Here is a 17874-nt window from a genome sequence, read left to right on the forward strand (position 1 = left end):
GGGCAGATTCGTCGGACACCTCGCTTCGGGTCGACCTGGAACCGGTGCTTGCCGGTCCGCATCGGGGGAAGCTTAGACGTGAATCCGGGGAACCGAAAGGAAGAGTCAAAGAGGGTGCGACAATGCGTCGCAAAGAGGCAGGGAAGCTGCCGCATCCGGGTGAATGCGGCAGTAGAGCGGTCGGGAATTATTCGCCCTTGTCTTCGGCCAGCAAATGCTCGGAGCCGGCAGCGTGTGACAGGCTGTAAACGTACGCGGCCAAGAGCTGCACCTTGTCATTGCCGAGCAGTTCGTTTTGCGCCGGCATATGGCCCTGGCGGCCATGACGAATCGTTTGTTCAAGCTGCGTCAGGCTGGTGCCGTAGATGAAACCGGCCGGGTGCGTGAGGTTTGGCGCGCCCATGGCTTCGGTGCCCTGGCCGTTTGCCCCATGGCAGGCGACGCAAGTGGTGCTGAACGCTTGTTGTCCGGCTTGCAGGTCGGTCTTGCTGCCTTCCGGCAATGGCAGCCCGGCCAGGTCGTGGCGCACATAGGCCGCGACGTTTTTCACGCCTGCTTCGCCAAGGACTTCACCCCAGGCCGGCATCATCGCCATCCGGCCACCCATGATGGTGGTCTTGATGGCTTCTGCGTTGCCGCCCCAGCGCCAGTCGCTGTCGGTCAGGTTGGGGAAACCGAACGCACCCTTGGCATCCGAGCCGTGGCACACCGAGCAGTTGGAGGCGAACAGGCGGCCGCCCATTTTCAATGCCTGTGGATCCTTGGCGACCTCTTCCACGGGCATCGCCGCAAACCGGGCGAAGATCGGCCCGAACTTCGCGTCGGCCTTGGTCATCTCCTTTTCCCATTCGTGCACGCCGGTCCAGCCGTTCTCGTAGCCGGGCAGGATGCCTTTCCAGTTGCCCAGGCCCGGGTAAAGAATCAGATAGCCGACGGCAAACACCAGCGTGCCGGCGAACAGCATGAACCACCATTGCGGCAACGGATTGTCGTACTCCTCGATGCCGTCGAAGCTGTGGCCCATGGTCTGGTCGACGCTGCCCTTGGTTTCGCCCTTGCGGGTGCCGATCAGCAGCCAGGTCAGGCCGATCAGGCTGCCGATGGTCAGTACGCAGATCCACGTACTCCAGAAGGTGGTCATGGCCGGGTACTCCTTGTTGCTGATTCTTCGGTGATGTCAGGTTGTGGCTCGTCGGCGAACGGCAGCAGGCGCGCTTCGGCGAATTCCGGGCTGCGCTTGCTGTTGAATACCCACAGGGTCAAGCCGACGAAGGCCACGAACACCACGACGGTGCCGAGACCGCGGATCATTCCAGTGCTCAATTCAAACATTGCTCACCTCTTGCTCTTGATCGCAGTGCCGAGCACTTGCAGGTAGGCGACCAGTGCGTCCATTTCGCTCTTGCCCTTGAGGGAAGCGACGGCGCCGGCGATGTCGTCGTCGGTGTACGGCACGCCCAGGGTGCGCATGGCCTTGATCTTGGTTTCGGTATGACTGCTGTCGACCGGGTTGGCCACCAGCCACGGGTAGGCCGGCATCTTCGATTCCGGCACGACGTTGCGCGGGTTGTACAGGTGCGCGCGGTGCCAGTCATCCGAGTAGCGCGCGCCGACCCTGGCCAGGTCCGGCCCGGTGCGTTTCGAGCCCCACAGGAACGGGTGATCCCAGACGCTTTCACCGGCCACCGAGTAGTGGCCGTAGCGTTCGGTCTCGGCGCGGAACGGGCGGATCATCTGCGAGTGACAGCCGACGCAGCCTTCGCGGATGTAGATGTCGCGACCTTCCAGTTGCAGCGCGGTGTAGGGCTTCATGCCTTCCACCGGTTTGTTGGTCACGTCCTGGAAGAACAGCGGGACGATCTGGGTCAGGCCGCCGATGCTCACGGCCAGGATCATCAGCAGCAGCAACAGGCCGACGTTTTTCTCGATGGTTTCGTGTTTCATGGCGGACTCCTCAGGCCATCTGCGCGGCAGCGGCGACGTCGGCAGGCTGCGAGGCCCGCACGGTGCGCCAGGTGTTGTAGGCCATCAGGAACATGCCGCTGAGGAAGATCGCGCCACCCACCAGCCGCACGACGAAGCCAGGGTGGCTGGCCACCAGGGTCTCGACGAAGGAGTAGGTCAGCGTGCCGTCCTCGTTCACCGCACGCCACATCAGGCCCTGGGCGATGCCGTTGACCCACATCGAGGCGATGTACAGCACGGTGCCGATGGTGGCGAGCCAGAAGTGCGCGTTGATCAGGCCGATGCTGTGCATCTGCTCGCGTCCGAAGACTTTCGGGATCATGTGGTACAGCGCGCCGATGGAAATCATCGCCACCCAGCCGAGTGCACCGGCGTGTACGTGGCCGATGGTCCAGTCGGTGTAGTGGGAGAGGGCGTTGACCGTCTTGATCGCCATCATCGGCCCTTCGAAGGTCGACATGCCGTAGAACGCCAGCGACACCACGAGGAAGCGCAGGATCGGGTCGCTGCGCAACTTATGCCAGGCGCCCGACAGGGTCATCATGCCGTTGATCATGCCGCCCCAGCTCGGCGCCAGCAGGATCAGCGACATCACCATGCCCAGCGACTGCGCCCAGTCCGGCAGCGCGGTGTAGTGCAAGTGGTGCGGGCCGGCCCAGATGTACAGGGTGATCAGCGCCCAGAAGTGCACGATCGACAGGCGATAGGAATACACCGGGCGCTCGGCCTGTTTCGGCACGAAGTAGTACATCATCCCGAGGAAACCGGCGGTGAGGAAAAAGCCTACGGCGTTGTGTCCGTACCACCATTGCACCATCGCGTCGGTGGCGCCGGAGTACAGCGAGTAGGACTTGGTGAAGCTGACCGGCAACTCCATGTTGTTGACGATGTGCAGGATCGCCACGGTGATGATGAACGCACCGAAGAACCAGTTGCCGACGTAGATGTGCTTGGTCTTGCGCTGCATGATCGTGCCGAAGAACACGATGGCGTAGGCGACCCAGACGATGGTGATCAGGATGTCGATCGGCCATTCCAGCTCGGCGTATTCCTTGGAACTGGTGTAGCCCAATGGCAGGCTGATGGCCGCCAGGAGAATCACAAGCTGCCAGCCCCAGAAGCAGAACGCGGCGATTTTCGGCGCGAACAGCTGAGTCTGGCAGGTACGTTGTACTGAATAAAACGAACTGGCGAACAGCGCGCAGCCGCCAAAGGCGAAGATCACCGCGTTGGTGTGCAGCGGGCGCAAGCGGCCGAAGCTGGTCCACGGCAGATTGAAGTTGAGTTCGGGCCAGACCAACTGGGCGGCGAGAAAAACCCCGAGCCCCATGCCGACGATGCCCCACACCACCGTCATAATGGCGAATTGGCGGACCACCTTGTAGTTGTAGGCGGTACTGATTGAAGTGTTCATGGTTCCCCATCCACGGTTCAGCCGAAGTGAGTGCGGCAGCGCATCCTTCGCCTGGAGTTATAGGCAGACTAAAAGCGAGGCAAGCATGGACAAACAGCACAAGGCCGGTATTGACGGGGATCAATGGGCGCAGTGCGTGCGGGATCATGGATGGTTGTGGAATGCCGCCAGCGGCAAGGCTGCGGCGACGCTGATCCTCGCCCACGGCGCCGGCGCGCCGATGGACAGCGACTGGATGAGCGACATGGCTGCACGCCTCGCCACGCAAGGCGTCAACGTGTTGCGCTTCGAGTTTCCGTACATGGCGCAGCGGCGCATCGACGGCGGCAAGCGCCCACCGAACCCGGCGCCGAAACTGTTGGAGTGCTGGCGTGAGGTGTATGCCGAGGTGCGACGTCATGTCACTGGGCCGATGGCCATCGGCGGCAAGTCCATGGGCGGGCGCATGGCGAGTTTGCTGGCCGATGAGTTGGGCGCGGATGCGCTGGTGTGCCTGGGCTATCCGTTCTATGCGGTGGGTAAACCGGAGAAACCACGGGTCGAGCACCTGGCTTCGTTGAAAACCCGCACGCTGATCGTGCAGGGCGAGCGCGATGCCCTGGGCAATCGCGAGGCAGTGGAAGGCTATGCGCTGTCACCGAGTGTCGAGGTGTTCTGGCTGGTGGCGGGGGATCATGATCTGAAGCCGTTGAAGGCTTCGGGGTTTAGTCATGAGCAGCATTTGGCGACTGCGGCCCAGCGGGTGGTTGAATTTCTTCAGTGAGGTTTTCGCCAGCAGCCAGGGCCTCATCGCTGGCAAGCCAGCTCCCACAGGTTTCAGTGTGTGAATGCAATTGATATCACACAGCGGAACCCTGTGGGAGCGGGCTTGCCCGCGAAGAGGTCTGTCCAGGCGATATACATTTCAGACTGGTAATAAAAAACAATCAGCGGTTAAACCGCTCCACCAACGAGTATTGCGTGTTGGCGGTCTTGGTCAGCTCTTCACTCAACAACGCCGAGTTCTGCGCCTGTTCCGAGGTCTGGTCGGCCAGGTGCGAGATGTTGCTGATGTTGCGGCTGATCTCTTCGGCCACGGCACTTTGCTCTTCGGTCGCGGCGGCGATCTGGGTGGTCATGTCGGTGATGTTGGCCACCGCTTCGCTGATCCCCACCAGTGCCTGGTCGGCCTCCAGTACTCGCGCCACGCCTTCTTCGGCCTGGCGATGCCCGGCTTCCATGGTTTGCACGGCGGTGCTGGCGGTTTGCTGGAGCTTGGCGATCAGCGCATGAATCTGCCCGGTGGACTCGCTGGTGCGTTGCGCCAGTTGACGGACTTCGTCGGCCACCACCGCAAAACCACGACCCATCTCGCCGGCACGGGCCGCTTCGATGGCGGCGTTCAGGGCCAGCAGGTTGGTCTGGTCGGCGATGCCTTTGATCACGTCGACCACGCCACCGATTTCGTTGCTGTCCTTGGCCAGTTGGGTCACGGTCACGCCGGTTTCACCGACCACCACCGACAGGCGCTGGATGGCCTCGCGGGTTTCCCCGGCGATGTCACGACCACGCCCGGTCAGGCGATTGGCTTCCTGGGTGGCGTCGGCGGTGCGTTGTACGTGGCTGGCGACTTCCTGGGTGGTCGCGGCCATCTGGTTGACCGCGGTGGCCACTTGCTCGGTCTCGACGCGTTGACGCTCCAGGCCGCTGGAGCTGTTGTGCGCCAGGGCATCGGATTGCCGGGCCTGATCGGTCAGGTGTTCGGCCGTGTCCTGCAGACGCGTCAGGCAGGTTTTCAGGCGCGCTTCCTGACTGAGGATGGACATTTCCAGGCGCGCCTGATCGCCGCGACTGTCGGTGTACATCTGTGCGATCAACGGATCCGAGGTGGTCTGTTCGGCCAGGCGCAGCAAACGCTTGAGGCCGCGTTGTTGCCAGCGCAGGCCCATCAGGCCCAGTGGCACCGAAAGGCCGGCCGCCAGGGCAAAACCCCAATGGGAGTTCAGCGAGGCGCCGATCATGAAGCTCAATTGGCTGACCAGAATGAACGGCAGCCAGTCCTGCAGGATCGGCACCCATTTATCCGAAGAAGGAATGGCCGACTTGCCCTGGTTGATGCGTTGGTAGAGCGCCTCGGCACGGCGGATCTGTTCGGCGGTGGGCTTGACCCGCACCGACTCGTAACCGGTCACTTGCTTGCCTTCGAAGACCGGGGTCACGTAGGCGTTCACCCAGTAATGATCACCGTTCTTGCAGCGATTCTTGACAATGCCCATCCATGGCAAGCCTTGTTTCAGCGTGGCCCACATGTGTGCGAACACCGCGGCCGGGACGTCGGGGTGACGGACCTGGTTATGCGGTGCACGGATCAACTCCTCTCGGGAAAACCCGCTGATTTCGACGAAGGCGTCGTTGCAGTAGGTGATCATGCCCTTGGCATCGGTGGTGGAAATCAACCGTTGCTGAGCCGGGAAGGTCCGCTCGCGCTGTGTAATTGGCTGGTTGTTACGCATGGCTTTTTTAATCCGCAAGGCTTTCAAGTGCTGTATCGGCAAGACCTGCGGATTGTTGAGATTATTTTTCGATACTCTGTGGATTCCCCCGGTCCCCACATACAAAAACACCGCCCGAAGGCGGCGTTTGTATCAGCGCATGCCTAGGAGGCAATCATCTGCCGCAACACGTAGTGCAGAATCCCTCCCGCCTTGAAGTACTCCACTTCATTAAGGGTATCGATGCGGCACAGCACCTCGATTTTCTCGCGGCTACCGTCTTCGCGCGTGATGACCAGCGTCAGGTTCATTCGCGGCGTCAGTTCGGCGCCGGTCAAGCCGAGGATGTCCAGGGTTTCACTGCCGTCCAGATTCAGGCTCTTGCGGTTCTGATCCAGCTTGAACTGCAACGGCAGCACGCCCATGCCCACCAGGTTGGAGCGGTGGATGCGTTCGAAGCTTTCGGCGATGACCGCTTTGACCCCCAGCAGGTTGGTGCCTTTGGCCGCCCAGTCGCGGCTCGATCCGGTGCCGTATTCCTGACCGGCGATCACCACCAGCGGCGTGCCCGACGCCTGATAGCGCATGGCGGCGTCGTAGATCGGCATTTTCTCTCCGGTGGGAATGTAGCGGGTGTTGCCGCCTTCCTCGCCGCCGAGCATTTCATTGCGTATGCGGATGTTGGCGAAGGTGCCGCGCATCATCACTTCATGGTTGCCACGCCGCGAACCGTAGGAGTTGAAATCCCGTGGTTCTACGCCTTTGTCGCGCAGGTATTGCCCTGCCGGGCTGTCCGCCTTGATATTGCCGGCGGGGGAGATGTGGTCGGTGGTCACCGAGTCGCCGAGCAGGGCGAGTATGTTCGCTGCGCTGACATCCTTGATGACCGGCGGCGGCCCGCCGATGCCGTCGAAGAACGGAGGATGCTGGATGTAGGTCGAGTCGTCCTGCCAGACATAGGTCGCCGCTTGCGGAACCTCGATCGCCTGCCATTGCGCGTCACCGGCAAACACTTCGGCGTACTCCTTGTGGAACATGGCAGTGTTGACCTGATTCACCGCGTCGGCGATTTCCTTGCTGCTGGGCCAGATGTCCCGCAGGTACACCGGTTTGCCGTCCTGGTCTTCGCCCAACGGTTCGCGGTTGAGGTCGGTGCGCACCGTGCCGGCCAACGCATAGGCGACCACCAGCGGCGGGGAGGCCAGCCAGTTGGTTTTCACCAACGGGTGCACCCGGCCTTCGAAGTTGCGGTTGCCCGAGAGCACGGAAGCCACGGTGAGATCGGCTTGCTGGATGGCTTTCTCGATGGGCTCCGACAGCGGCCCGGAGTTGCCGATGCAGGTGGTGCAGCCATAGCCGACCAGGGCAAAACCCAATTCATCGAGGTAACGGGTCAGGTCGGCCGCCTTGTAGTAGTCGGTGACCACTTTTGAACCGGGGGCCAACGAGCTCTTGACCCACGGCTTGCGTTTCAGGCCTTTTTCCACGGCTTTCTTCGCCACCAGCCCGGCCGCCATCATCACGCTTGGGTTGGAGGTGTTGGTGCAGGAGGTGATGGCGGCAATCACCACCGCGCCGTTTTTCAGGCGATAGGTCTGGCCTTCATAGTGGTAATCCGCTTCACCGGCCAGATCGGCGTTGCCGACGGCGACGCCGCCACCGCCCTCACTTTCCAGCCGGCCTTCTTCCTTGCTGGTGGGTTTGAATTGCAGGTCGATGAAGTCACTGAAGGCCTGGGCGACGTTCGACAGGGACACCCGGTCCTGCGGGCGTTTCGGCCCCGCGAGGCTGGCTTCGACGCTGCCCATGTCCAGCGCCAGGCTGTCGGTGAACACCGGCTCCTGGCCGGGCAGGCGCCACAGGCCCTGGGCCTTACTGTAGGCCTCGACCAGTTGCACCGTTTCGAGGGGGCGCCCGGACAGGCGCAGGTACTCGAGGGTTATCTCGTCCACCGGGAAAAAACCGCAGGTGGCGCCGTATTCCGGGGCCATGTTGGCGATGGTCGCCCGGTCGGCCAGCGGCAGGTCGGCTAGGCCGTCGCCGTAAAATTCGACGAACTTGCCCACCACGCCTTTCTTGCGCAGCATCTGGGTCACGGTCAGCACCAGGTCGGTGGCGGTGATGCCTTCCCTGAGCTTGCCGGTGAGTTTGAAGCCGATCACTTCCGGAATCAGCATCGACACCGGTTGCCCGAGCATCGCTGCTTCCGCCTCGATGCCGCCGACGCCCCAGCCGAGCACGCCGAGACCGTTGATCATGGTGGTGTGGGAATCGGTGCCGACCAGGGTGTCGGGGAAGGCATAGGTGCGACCGTCCTCGTCCTTGGTCCAGACCGTGCGGCCAAGGTACTCAAGATTCACCTGGTGGCAGATCCCGGTGCCCGGCGGCACCACGCTGAAATTGTCGAAGGCGCTCTGGCCCCAGCGCAGGAAGGCATAACGCTCGCCATTGCGCTGCATTTCAATGTCGACGTTCTGCTCGAAGGCACTGCTGCTGGCGAATTTGTCGACCATCACCGAGTGGTCGATCACCAGGTCTACCGGCGACAGCGGGTTGATCCGCTGCGGATTGCCACCGGCCTTGGCCATCGCCGCGCGCATGGCGGCCAGGTCGACCACCGCCGGTACGCCGGTGAAGTCCTGCATCAGTACCCGCGCCGGGCGGTACTGGATCTCGCGGTCGGAGCGCCGCTCCTTGAGCCACGCGGCCAGTGCCTTGAGGTCGGCGCCGGTGACGGTTTTTTCGTCCTCCCAGCGCAGCAGGTTTTCCAGCAGGACTTTCAACGACATCGGCAACCTGTCCAGCTCGCCCAGGCTCTTGGCGGCATCGGGCAGGCTGAAGTAGTGGTAGGTCTTGTTGCCGACTTGCAGGGTCTTGAGCGTTTTCAGACTATCGAGGGACGGCATTGCAATCACTCCTTTGAGTCCGCACGGCCACGGACGGAGGGGACGGACAGAGCCTTAAACCTAGCCCTGTTTTCGGTAGCTGGCTAATAACTGGACTCTATGGACAGACCCCAGGTTCCGATCTCGGCTATCATGCGCCGGTTTTCGTGACAGGCTTTGCTTCAACGCAAGCCTGGGCATCGCGCAGTGGCTGAATTTCCTCGCCATTGCCCAGGAGTAAGAATGAACACCCTATTCATGCATTGCCGGCCGGGCTTCGAAGGCGAAGTCTGTTCCGAGATTTCCGACCTTGCCGCACGGCTGAACGTGGCCGGTTATGCCAAGGCCAAGGCCGCCACGGCCTGCGCCGAATTCGTCTGCACCGAAGAAGACGGCGCCGAGCGCCTGATGCGCGGGCAGCGTTTCGCCGAACTGATCTTCCCGCGCCAGTGGGCCCGGGGGATTTTCATCGATCTGCCGGAAACCGACCGCATCAGCGTGATCCTCGCCCATATGGCGGACTTTCCGCTGTGCGGCAGCCTGTGGCTGGAAATGGTCGACACCAATGACGGCAAGGAACTGTCGAACTTCTGCAAGAAATTCGAAGGGCACCTGCGCAAGGCGCTGATGGCCGCCGGCAAACTGGTGGAAGACGCGCACAAGCCGCGTTTGCTGCTGACGTTCAAGAGCGGCCGCGAAGTGTTCATGGGCCTGGCCGAGTCGAACAACTCGGCCATGTGGCCGATGGGCATTCCGCGTTTGAAATTCCCCCGCGAGGCGCCGAGCCGTTCGACCCTCAAGCTGGAAGAGGCCTGGCACCACTTCATCCCGCGCGACCAGTGGGACGAGCGCCTGCACGGCGACATGACCGGCGTCGACCTCGGGGCCGCTCCCGGTGGCTGGACCTGGCAACTGGTCAACCGCGGCATGCTGGTGACCGCCATCGACAACGGCCCGATGGCCGAAAGCCTGATGGACACTGGGCTGGTGCAGCACTTGATGGCCGACGGTTTTACCTTCAAGCCCAAGCAACCGGTGGACTGGATGGTCTGCGACATCGTCGAGAAGCCGGCACGCAACGCCGCGATGCTGGAAGAGTGGATCGGCGACGGCCATTGCCGCGAAGCGGTGGTCAACCTCAAGCTGCCGATGAAACAGCGTTATGCCGAAGTGAAACGATTGCTGGAACGCATTGCCGATGGCTTCAAGGCGCGGGGCATCAGGGTCGAGATCGGCTGCAAGCAGCTGTACCACGACCGCGAAGAAGTGACGTGCCATTTGCGTCGGCTGGATGTGAAGAAGCCGAAATCCCGCTGAAACACCGCAACCCCCTGTAGGAGCGAGCCTGCTCGCGATGGACCTGAGAGCACCACGGGGTGTCAGGTCTCCCGCGTCATCGTTGACGACCATCGCGAGCAGGGCTCGCTCCTACAGGGGGGCGGCGTAATGCCACAGATGACGTTGCACCCGGCAATGCGCGACAATGCCGGCCTGTTTCAGGAGTTGATCATGAGTGAAATGCTTGATACGCCGGTAGACGGCACCCTCGACGCCACCGGCCTCAACTGCCCGGAGCCGGTGATGATGCTGCACCAGCACATTCGTGACCTGGTGCCCGGCGGCCTGCTCAAGGTGATCGCCACCGACCCGTCGACCCGTCGCGACATTCCCAAGTTCTGCGTGTTTCTCGACCACGAACTGGTGGCGCAGCACGAGGATCAGGGCACCTACCTCTACTGGATTCGCAAGAAGTCCGGCTGATCAGCGCCCCCCTGTAGGAGCGAGCCTGCTCGCGATGGACGTCAACGATAACGCGTTAAACCTGATGCCCCGCGGTGTCCTGACGTTTTTCGCGAGCAGGCTCGCTCCTACAGGTGATGCGGTGATCAGTGCTGGCACAGGCGAATCCGCCGGCGCGCACTGAGCGTCAGGCGGATCGACAGCATCAGCGCCGCACAGCTCAACCCGGCAATCAACCCTTCCCACAGCCCGCTCGGGCCGCTGGCCGGACCGAACCAGTCGGTCAGTCCCAGCAAGTAACCGACCGGCAGGCCGATGCCCCAATAGGCGAACAGGGTCAGGATCATCGTCACCCGGGTGTCCTGGTAGCCACGCAACGCGCCCGCGCAGATCACCTGGATGGCATCGGAAAACTGATACAGCGCGGCATAGACGATCAGCATCGAGGCAATCTGGATCACGGCCCGGTCAGGCGTGTAGATCGAGGCGATCTGTTCGCGCAGCAGCAGGATCAGCGCCGCCGAGAACGCCGCGAACACCAGTGCCGCGCCGAGCCCGACCTTCGCCGCGAAACGCGCCTGCCAGGGATTGCCGGCCCCCAGCGCCTGGCCGACCCGCACGGTCACCGCCATGCCCAGCGAGTAAGGGATCATGAACAGCAGCGAGCTGATATTCAGGGCGATCTGATGCCCGGCCACCACGGTAGAGCCGAGACTGCCGATCAACAGGGCAATGACCGCGAAGATGCTGGACTCGGCGAAGACGGCGATACCGATCGGCAGGCCAATGCTGACCAGACGCTTGATCACGGCCCATTGCGGCCGGTCGAAGCGCACCAGTACACGGGTGCGGGCATAGAAGGGGGCCCAGAACGTCCAGCCGGCCATGCTCAGCGCCATGAACCACATCACGATGCCGCTGGCCCAGCCGCACCCGACGCCGCCCAGGGCCGGAGCGCCGAAATGGCCGTAGATCAACGTGTAGTTAAGCGGGATGTTCAGCAGCAGGCCACACAAGCCAATGACCATGCTCGGACGGGTACGCCCCATGCCATCGCTGTAGCAGCGCAGCACGTAATAAAAAGCCATGCCCGGAAAGCCGAAGGCGATCCCGTGCAGGTAACCCATGCTCGGCTCGATCAATTGCGGATCGACTTTCATCCAGTGCAGGATCGGCTCGGCGCCGAGCAGCAGGCCACTGCCGATCAAGCCGACACACAGTGCGAGCCACAGTGCCTGGCGTACCAGCGGGCCGATTTCGTCAAGCTGCCCGGCGCCAAAGCGTTGCGCGACCTTGGGCGTGGTTGCCAGCAGGACGCCAGACATCAACAGGTAGACCGGAATCCAGATCGAATTGCCCAGGGCCACCGAGGCCAGGTCCCGTGGGCTGACGCGGCCGGCCATCACCGCATCGACGAAGCCCATGGCCGTGGTGGCCAGTTGCGCGATCATGATGGGCAGGGCCAGGCTGAGCAGGCCCTTGAGTTCCAGGCGAACGGGGGTCGTCCGCGCAGGAGCAGTGGCGACGGTATTCTCTATTACAGGATTCAAAGGCGAAACGTCCAAAAGGTGTTGATGCACAGGCGCGCATTCTACGCGTTGACGCGCCAGTCAGGAAAAGACCCGTGTTGTGGATTTGTAATCAAAGCAGGAACCCGATTTCTGTGGCGAGGGGCGCGCAATGCCTACTGGCTCACAACGGCCATCTACGCCTAAACTGCCGATCCGCCAAAGGAGCCTGCCATGCTGATTGTTGCCGACGAAAATATCCCCCTGCTCGATGCGTTCTTCGCAGGCTTCGGTGAAATCCGCCGGGTGCCGGGACGCGCCATCGACCGTGCCATGGTCGAGCAGGCCGATGTGCTGTTGGTGCGTTCGGTGACCAACGTCAATCGCGCGCTGCTCGAAGGCAGCAAGGTGCGCTTTGTCGGCACCTGCACCATCGGCACCGATCATCTGGACCTGGATTACTTTCAGCAGGCCGGCATCACCTGGTCCAGCGCACCGGGCTGCAATGCCCGCGGCGTGGTCGACTACGTGCTCGGCAGTCTGCTGACCCTGGCCGAAATCGAAGGTGTCGACCTGACCCGGCGTACCTACGGCGTGGTCGGTGCCGGCGAAGTGGGCGGACGGCTGGTCAAGGTCCTGCAAGGCCTGGGCTGGAAGGTGCTGGTGTGCGATCCACCTCGGCAAGCTGCGGAAGGCGGAGACTACGTCAGTCTCGAGCAGATCATCGACGAGTGCGATGTCATCAGCCTGCACACGCCATTGACCAAGCAGGGCCAGCAATCGACCTGGCATCTGTTCGATGACAAACGCCTGAACCAGCTGCGATCGGGTGCCTGGCTGATCAATGCCAGTCGCGGGCCGGTAGTCAACAACGCGGCACTGCGTGATGTGCTGCTGGAGCGCGAAGACCTGCAAGCGGTGCTCGACGTCTGGGAAGGCGAGCCTGAAGTCGACGTGGCGCTGGCCGAGCTGTGCGTGCTGGCAACGCCGCACATTGCCGGTTACAGCCTCGACGGCAAGCAGCGTGGCACCGCGCAGATCTATCAGGCGTATTGCGAGTTCCTCGGGCAACCGGCCCGCGTCAGCCTGAGCGATTTGCTGCCGGCACCGTGGCTGTCGCACGTGACCCTGAATGCGCAAAGCGACCCGGCCTGGGCATTGGCGATGCTGTGCCGTGGCGTGTATGACCCGCGTCGTGACGATGCGGATTTTCGGCGCAGCCTGGTCGGCAGTGTCAGCGAGCAGCGGGCGGCATTCGATGCGCTGCGCAAGAACTATCCATCGCGGCGGGAGATTGATGGGTTGCAGGTGCGGATCGAGGGGGATGCGCCGCAGTTGCAGAGGATTGTGGCGGCGTTGGGGGCGACACTGGTTTAAAGACCGCATTGGCCTTATCGCGGGCAAGCCCGCTCCCACAGGGATCACACTGAACCTGTGGGAGCGGGCTTGCCCGCGAAGGGCGCGCCTCAGTTCCGAATTGGAATAGCAGGCATAAAAAACCCGGCCAACAAAGGGCCGGGTCAAGAAGACGGTGGCTATATCACTCTTGTTCGGCAGGCTTGACCAATCGCTTTTCCAGTTCGCTGCAAGCTTTCTGGATCATCTCTTCAGTGATCGGTACTTCGCGACCCTGCTCGTCGATAATCGAGCAACCCAGAGACTGGTCTGGTTGCGTGCGGATCACTTGAATCTTGTCATCGCTGCTGTGTTGCAAGGACATGGCCTGTCTCCTCATCAGGTTGTGTGCTTACTGTAGAACCGCCAGGTGACCGGGCTATGACAACTCCCTGCGATCTTTCCGGGGGGACACATCCAGTCCAGCAGAAATGCCTTCGCGTGGCTACCCGAACTTTAGACCAATAGCGTCTAGCCTCTAGTGTTGGTGGACATAATTAACCTGACTCATTGTGATTTGCAGCGAGCCACCCCATTGAGCGGTATAGGCTGACCCTGATGACTGCCTTGTCCTGGAAAATTACGATGCTCTCTGCCCGTCACCGCCGTGCTGTTCGCCTGGCCATCCGTTTCATCGCGCCCTATCGTTGGCAGGCCTTTGGCGCCTTGCTGGCGCTGATCGTCACCGCGGGCATCACCTTGTCCATGGGGCAGGGCATCCGCCTGCTGGTGGACAAGGGGTTCATGACCCAGTCACCGCATCTGCTCAATCAGTCCATCGCGCTGTTCATGCTGCTGGTGGTGGGGCTGGCGATCGGGACGTTTGCACGGTTTTACCTGGTGTCATGGATCGGCGAGCGCTGCGTCGCCGATATCCGGCGTCAGGTGTTCAATCACCTGATTTACCTGCACCCCGGGTTTTATGAAGACAATCGCAGTTCCGAAATCCAGTCCCGCCTGACCGCCGACACCACGCTGCTGCAATCGGTCATCGGCTCTTCGCTGTCATTGTTCCTGCGCAATCTGTTGATGGTGATCGGCGGGATCGTCCTGTTGTTCATCACCAACCCCAAGCTCACCAGCATCGTGGTGGTGGCCTTGCCCCTGGTGATCGCGCCGATCCTGATCTTCGGGCGCCGGGTGCGTAACCTTTCACGCCTGAGTCAGGACCGGATTGCCGATATCGGCAGTTATGTCTCGGAAACCCTGGGACAGATCAAGACCGTGCAGGCCTACAACCATCAGGCCCAGGACGAGCGCCGGTTTGCCGTGACGGTGGAGGAGGCGTTCAACACCGCGCGCAAGCGCATCTTCCAGCGGGCCTGGCTGATTACCCTGGTCATCGTGCTGGTATTGGGCGCGGTCGGGGTGATGCTCTGGGTCGGCGGCATGGACGTCATCGCCGGGCGAATTTCCGCCGGCGAGCTGGCGGCGTTCGTGTTCTACAGCCTGATCGTCGGCAGTGCGTTCGGTACCTTGAGCGAAGTGATTGGCGAATTGCAGCGGGCAGCCGGCGCGGCCGAACGGATTGCCGAGTTGCTGCGTTCGCAGAACATCATCCTGCCGCCGGTGGCGGGTGCGGTGGCATTGCCGGAGCGGGTCAACGGCCACCTGCAATTGCAAAATGTGCGTTTTTCCTACCCGTCGCGCCCGGAAAGTTATGCTGTCGACGGCTTGAGCCTGACCGTCAATGCCGGTGAGACCCTGGCGTTGGTCGGACCGTCAGGGGCCGGCAAGTCGACGGTGTATGACCTGCTGCTGCGTTTCTACGACCCGGCCGGGGGGCGCATCCTGCTCGATGGCGTGCCGTTGACCCAACTCGATCCGCTGGATCTGCGGCGCTGCTTCGCCCTGGTGTCGCAGACCCCGGCGCTGTTTTTCGGCAGCATTGAAGAAAACATCCGCTACGGCAATCCGCAGGCAACGTTGGCCGAAGTCCAGGAAGCGGCAAGGATCGCTTACGCCCATGACTTCATCGAAGCCATGCCCAACGGCTACCAGACGCATCTGGGCGATGGCGGTCTCGGCTTGTCCGGGGGGCAGCGCCAGCGCCTGGCCATCGCCCGCGCGTTGCTGGTGGACGCCCCGATACTGCTCCTCGACGAAGCCACCAGCGCCCTCGACGCCCAGAGCGAGCACCTGATCCAGCAGGCGCTGCCGAGCCTGATGAAAAACCGTACCACCCTGGTCATCGCCCATCGCCTGGCCACGGTGAAAAACGCCGACCGGATCGCCGTGATGGATCAAGGGAAGCTGGTGGCGGTGGGCACGCACCAGGAACTGATCGCCAGCAATGCGTTGTATGCGCGGTTGGCGGCGTTGCAGTTCAACGACGACAAGGTCGTCGTTGAACAGTAGGAGCTGGCTTGCCAGCGAAGGCAATCAGACATTCAACGCTGATGTTGAATGTACCGCCGCCTTCGCCGGCAAGCCGGCTCCCACAGGATCATTGATCGTCGAAAAACCGCTCATGCCAATCCACGATCGGCTGAGGCGAGTTGAGCTTCTGGCCGTAGATCACCGAGTACGACAAAACGTTCTGCACGTACTGGCGGGTTTCGTCGAACGGGATGCTTTCCACCCACACGTCGAAACTCAGGTGGTCGGCGCCGCGCAGCCATTGGCGGACGCGGCCGGGGCCGGCGTTGTAGGCGGCGGAGGCGAGGACGCGGTTGCCGTTGAACTGGCTGTGCACCTGGCTCAGGTAGGCGGCGCCCAGCTGGATGTTCTTGTCCGGGTCGAACAGTTGCTGTGGCGAGCTGTAGGGAATGCTGAACTTGCGCGCGGTTTCCTTGGCGGTGGCAGGCATCAGCTGCATCAGGCCCGAGGCGCCGACTCCGGAGCGGGCGTCGTCCATGAAGGCGCTTTCCTGGCGGGTGATGGCGAACGCCCAGCTTGGATGCAGGCCGCGATTTTTCGCTTCACGCACCAGCGTATTCTGGTGAGCCATCGGGAAGCGGATATCCAGGTCATCCCAATACTGCGCCTGACTGATGGTGCGGATCGCCGGGAAGTACCATTTCAGGTCGTAGGCCAGTTTGGCCTGGGCGACCATTTCGTCGCGGCTGAAGTGACGGCTGACGTAGTACCACTCGCGCCGACCATCGACGATTTGCCCGCGGGCGTGCAGTTCCAGGGCGCGGCGTACACCGGGCGTGTTGCGCACCTTGTTGATGGTGGCCTGGCTGAGCACCAGCGGCTTGTTGAGCAGCGAGTAAGGCGACTGCGAGCGATCGGCGGCGAGGAAACCATAGAAGTCGCGTTCGCGCGCCAGGTTTTTATACAGCGTCTGCACCTCCGGGTTTTGCGGTTGCGCCAGTTCCAGGCTGCGGGCCTGCCAGTAACGCCAGCGATTGGTGGTGGCCAGGTCCTGGGGCAGGCGGCGGGTCAACTGATAGGCATCGTCCCAGCGTGCCAGGCGCAGGAGCAGGCGCAGGCGCCATTCGGAAACCGTGTTGTCGCGCAACTCGGGATCGTACCTGGTCATGACATCCAGTGCGCGGCTGTCGAAACGTCGTGCGAGGGTCAGCCCGATTTCCCGGGCGATCGCCACTTTTTCATCCCGGGAGAAGTGCATGCTGCTGGCATACCCGTCGAGCAGGGCCATGGCCTTGTCCGGGTCCTGGCGAGCCAGGCGGCGCAGGCCGAGGCTGACCACGTCGGACATGGGTTCATCGGCCGGGGTGAAGCGTGACGGCTGGTTGAGCAGCTCCGGTTTCTGCGCGACGTCCACCAGCAGGCGACCACGAGGGGCCAGGGTGGACATGCCGTTGACCAGGCTGTTGGCCAACGGGTAGTTGCGCGCCTGGGCGGCGAGTTTGGCGCGCTCCCAGCGTCTTTGCTCGGTCAACTGGCCATCGGCGGCCCACATGCCGAACAGCGTGTCACAGGCCTCGGGCTGGGACTTGCCGGTCAGCCAGAGCTTTTCGGCGTTGGCGTTGCCTTCGGCCTTGAGGCCGTGGCTGAGCTGGTACTGCGCGTTCAGGCAGTCCAGTTCGGTGAAGTTCATTTTCGGGTCGTAGTACTTGACGAAGGTCGCCCAGTCGCCGCGATCAGCCAGCCAGCGCAACCAGCGCAGTTTCATCCAGTTGGCCTGGGGCAGGTCGCCGTGTTCGGCGAGGAACTTCTCGATTTCGGCGTTGCTCGCGGTTTTCAGGCGCGCGGTCAGCTCGTCGTACGCCAGGTACGGTTCCAGCGGATAATCGGCGAGGGCCTGGCTGTAGCGGAAATATGGGCCGGTATCACCCTTGGCCAGGGCGCGCTTGGCTTCATCGTAATACTGGCGTTGGGTGGACAGGTCCACCGCCTGGGCGGATTGAAACGCTGCGGCTGAAAGTAAAAAGCACGACAAAAGATTGAAAAGGCGACTGCGCATGAGACGTCCAGGCAGAGAAAACATGACAAGTGCGGGCCAGGGCCCGCACTGAATTGTCTGTAGCTTAGCCTTTTGCCAGCAGCCGGCGAAAGCTTTGCGGGTCTTACCGCATCAGTTCGCA

14 protein-coding genes are annotated in these 17874 nt (G+C 62.3%); 5 read left to right on the plus strand and 9 right to left on the minus strand.

The features are described 5' to 3' along the window. Positions 1 to 187 precede the first annotated feature (187 nt). From ccoP to ccoN, 4 genes are read right to left on the minus strand one after another with little or no spacing between them, the layout of a single operon-like run. Entirely contained in the window at positions 188 to 1141 is a 954-nt protein-coding gene (ccoP, locus tag AB4O16_RS26065; protein ID WP_460156167.1) for a cytochrome-c oxidase, cbb3-type subunit III, read from the minus strand. Further along, positions 1138 to 1332 (minus strand): cbb3-type cytochrome oxidase subunit 3, encoded by a 195-nt coding sequence (locus AB4O16_RS26070; protein WP_160388821.1) that lies wholly within the window; start codon positions 1330 to 1332, stop codon positions 1138 to 1140. Before AB4O16_RS26070 ends, ccoP begins: the two co-directional genes overlap by 4 nt. 3 nt (positions 1333 to 1335) lie before the next feature. Continuing rightward, on the minus strand, positions 1336 to 1944 hold the full coding sequence (gene ccoO, locus AB4O16_RS26075) for a cytochrome-c oxidase, cbb3-type subunit II (RefSeq protein WP_160388822.1): 609 nt from the start codon (positions 1942 to 1944) through the stop codon (positions 1336 to 1338). Between the two features lie 10 nt (positions 1945 to 1954). Beyond that, positions 1955 to 3379: a cytochrome-c oxidase, cbb3-type subunit I gene (ccoN, locus tag AB4O16_RS26080; RefSeq protein ID WP_160388823.1), complete on the minus strand. Its 1425-nt coding sequence runs from the start codon at positions 3377 to 3379 to the stop codon at positions 1955 to 1957. Between the two features lie 85 nt (positions 3380 to 3464). On the opposite strand from ccoN, the gene AB4O16_RS26085 reads away from it, so the two are divergent. Continuing rightward, entirely contained in the window at positions 3465 to 4142 is a 678-nt protein-coding gene (locus AB4O16_RS26085; protein ID WP_460156168.1) for an alpha/beta family hydrolase, read from the plus strand. 163 nt (positions 4143 to 4305) lie between these two features. Here AB4O16_RS26085 and AB4O16_RS26090 read toward each other — a convergent pair whose 3' ends face one another. Both AB4O16_RS26090 and acnA read right to left on the minus strand, forming a co-directional pair. Continuing rightward, positions 4306 to 5871, minus strand: a complete 1566-nt coding sequence (locus tag AB4O16_RS26090; protein ID WP_160388824.1) for a methyl-accepting chemotaxis protein — start codon at positions 5869 to 5871, stop codon at positions 4306 to 4308. Positions 5872 to 6014: 143 nt separating this feature from the next. Then, entirely contained in the window at positions 6015 to 8756 is a 2742-nt protein-coding gene (gene acnA / locus AB4O16_RS26095; protein ID WP_460156169.1) for an aconitate hydratase AcnA, read from the minus strand. 222 nt (positions 8757 to 8978) lie between these two features. Here acnA and rlmM point away from each other — a divergent pair, with 222 nt between their 5' ends. Then, positions 8979 to 10052, plus strand: a complete 1074-nt coding sequence (gene rlmM / locus AB4O16_RS26100) for a 23S rRNA (cytidine(2498)-2'-O)-methyltransferase RlmM (protein ID WP_160388826.1) — start codon at positions 8979 to 8981, stop codon at positions 10050 to 10052. A 192-nt stretch (positions 10053 to 10244) separates the two neighbouring features. Further along, positions 10245 to 10496 carry a sulfurtransferase TusA gene (tusA, locus tag AB4O16_RS26105; protein ID WP_160388929.1) on the plus strand — a complete coding sequence of 84 codons (252 nt, stop codon included), beginning with the start codon at positions 10245 to 10247 and terminating at the stop codon, positions 10494 to 10496. 125 nt (positions 10497 to 10621) lie between these two features. On the opposite strand, the gene AB4O16_RS26110 is transcribed toward tusA, so the two are convergent. Further along, on the minus strand, positions 10622 to 12025 hold the full coding sequence (locus AB4O16_RS26110; protein ID WP_160388827.1) for an MATE family efflux transporter: 1404 nt from the start codon (positions 12023 to 12025) through the stop codon (positions 10622 to 10624). Between the two features lie 192 nt (positions 12026 to 12217). Between AB4O16_RS26110 and pdxB the strand changes: the two genes are divergently transcribed. After that, on the plus strand, positions 12218 to 13360 hold the full coding sequence (gene pdxB, locus AB4O16_RS26115; RefSeq protein WP_460156170.1) for a 4-phosphoerythronate dehydrogenase PdxB: 1143 nt from the start codon (positions 12218 to 12220) through the stop codon (positions 13358 to 13360). Positions 13361 to 13523: 163 nt separating this feature from the next. Here the strand turns inward: pdxB and AB4O16_RS26120 are convergent, their stop codons facing one another. After that, a complete protein-coding gene (locus AB4O16_RS26120; protein WP_007974065.1) occupies positions 13524 to 13703 on the minus strand; it encodes a PA1571 family protein in 180 nt (59 codons plus the stop codon). A gap of 260 nt (positions 13704 to 13963) precedes the next feature. Here AB4O16_RS26120 and AB4O16_RS26125 point away from each other — a divergent pair, with 260 nt between their 5' ends. Then, a complete protein-coding gene (locus AB4O16_RS26125; RefSeq protein WP_460156171.1) occupies positions 13964 to 15736 on the plus strand; it encodes an ABC transporter transmembrane domain-containing protein in 1773 nt (590 codons plus the stop codon). 88 nt (positions 15737 to 15824) lie between these two features. On the opposite strand, the gene AB4O16_RS26130 is transcribed toward AB4O16_RS26125, so the two are convergent. Next, a complete protein-coding gene (locus AB4O16_RS26130; RefSeq protein ID WP_160388831.1) occupies positions 15825 to 17753 on the minus strand; it encodes a transglycosylase SLT domain-containing protein in 1929 nt (642 codons plus the stop codon). Between the last annotated feature and the right edge of the window lie 121 nt (positions 17754 to 17874).

The organism is Pseudomonas sp. S2_H10 (genome assembly GCF_054668285.1).